Annotated in this window: 2 protein-coding genes; one reads left to right on the forward strand and one right to left on the reverse strand. The window is 75.0% G+C overall.

Going from position 1 to position 1,829, the window contains the following annotated elements; genetic code table 11:
• Positions 1-755 (reverse strand): ABC transporter ATP-binding protein (locus tag HMPREF3086_RS02570; RefSeq protein WP_061230090.1); only part of this gene is annotated, 755 nt, incomplete at its 3' end.
• Positions 756-914: 159 nt separating this feature from the next.
• Here HMPREF3086_RS02570 and HMPREF3086_RS02575 point away from each other — a divergent pair.
• On the forward strand, positions 915-1,829 hold a 915-nt coding region (locus HMPREF3086_RS02575), incomplete at its 3' end, for a putative Ig domain-containing protein (RefSeq protein ID WP_070720042.1).

Below are 1,829 nucleotides of genomic sequence, written 5' to 3' on the forward strand. Positions count from 1 at the left end.
CACGCGGTGGCCGGCCGGCGACCGGCGATCGAGCGCATGGCCGCGTCCACGGCCTCGACGGAGGGGGAGGCCACCTCGTCGGCGATCCGGCCGTCGGCCAGCACCAGCACCGTGTCGGTGTGGGCGGCGGCGTGCGCGTCGTGGGTGACCATGACGACCGTCTGACCGGTCTCGCGCGCGCACGCGCCGAGGAGCCCGAGCACGGCCTCGCCGGACTCGGAATCGAGGTTGCCGGTGGGCTCGTCGGCGAACACCACGTCGGGGCGGGGCAGCAGGGCGCGCGCGATGGCCACCCGCTGCTGCTGGCCGCCCGACAGCTCATGGGGGCGGCGCCTGAGGAGGTCCCCGATCCCGAGCTCACCGACCAGGGCGTCCAGGCGCGCGCGATCGGGGCGGCGGAACGCCATCCGGACGGGCAGCACGATGTTCTCCCGCACGGACAGCGCGGGTACGAGGTTGAAGGACTGGAACACGAAGCCCACGCGGGTGCGTCGCAGTCGGGTGCGGCCGGCGTCGCGCAGGCGCGTGACCTCGGTGGACCCGATCGTCACGGTGCCGGCGTCGGGGGTGTCGAGGCCCGCGAGGCAGTGCATGAGCGTGGACTTCCCGCTGCCGGAGGGGCCCATCACCGCGGTCCAGCGGCCCTTGTCGATGGCCACGTCGACCCCGTCCAGCGCCCGCACCGTCACCCGCCCGTGGGAGTAGGTCTTGCGCAGGCCCTTGGCCCGGATGGCGATCTCGGGGGGTGGGGTCACGTGGGTCCTTCCGTCGCGGCTGGCGTCCGAGAGGTGAGTGTAGGGATCGCCGCGGCGCGCCGAGAATGTCTGTGGCTCGCGTGACTGGTGTGACGTACGATGCGTGTGTGACTGGGCTGGGCCCGGTCGTGCCCAGCTCCCGGACGACAAGGTGACCTCATGTTCCAGCGACGCTCGCACCGCACCGCCCCCCGTTCCCGCACGCTCGCCCTCGGTGGCGCCCTGGCCGCGCTCGCCGTGGTCGGAGGCGGCACGGTCGTGGCCGTGACCGACCCGACCGCCGTCCACGCCGGCGACATCCAGCTCGCGCAGAACGCCACCGATCAGGCCGCTGCGCAGGAGATGCCGCTCGGGACGCCCGTGAACCTCGACCTCGAGCCCGTCGTGGCCCGCGCCGCCGGCGGCACCATCCCGGCCGGCACCACCATCCAGGTCACCGGCCTGCCCGACGGCCTCACCCAGGACGGCTGGGTCATCTCCGGCACGCCCACCCGCGCCGGGGAGTACGAGGTGCTCGTGACCGTGTCCAACGGGGCGCTGTCCCAGTCGCAGAAGGTCGCCATCACCGTCGTCGACGGTGCCGGGGCGGCCGGGCAGGCTGCAACCACCGACGGCGCCGGGGCGGACGCGGAGGGCGACACGGATCCCTCCGCCACCGCCGAGCCGTCCACCACCGACGAGCCCACCACCGACGACGCCCGGCCCGATCCCACGCTCTCGGCGGCGCCCGGCGATCCGAGCCTGGCCGACGGCGCCACCGGGGACGAGAACGAGGCCGGGGACGACGGCGAGGCCGGCACCGGCCCGGACCTGTGCTCGGTCGTCGGGGACGGCGAGCTGGACGGCGCCTCGCTGGCCCAGCTGCTGCCGCTGGTGACCGGCGACCAGGACGGTGCCTCGTCGGGCCTCGTCCTGATGCTGGTCAACGCGGTCGTGGGGCTGCTGCCGTCCGTCCTCGGCGACAGCGGCTCGCTCGGGGGGATCGGCTCTGCGGGGGAGATGCTCTGCACGATCTCGCCCGCACTGCTCGGCGGCCAGTCCGCGGGCGCCGCCGGGGACGACGCCACCCCCGCC

The sequence above is a fragment of the Dietzia sp. HMSC21D01 genome, assembly GCF_001815995.1.
Lineage (GTDB): Bacteria > Actinomycetota > Actinomycetes > Mycobacteriales > Mycobacteriaceae > Dietzia > Dietzia cinnamea.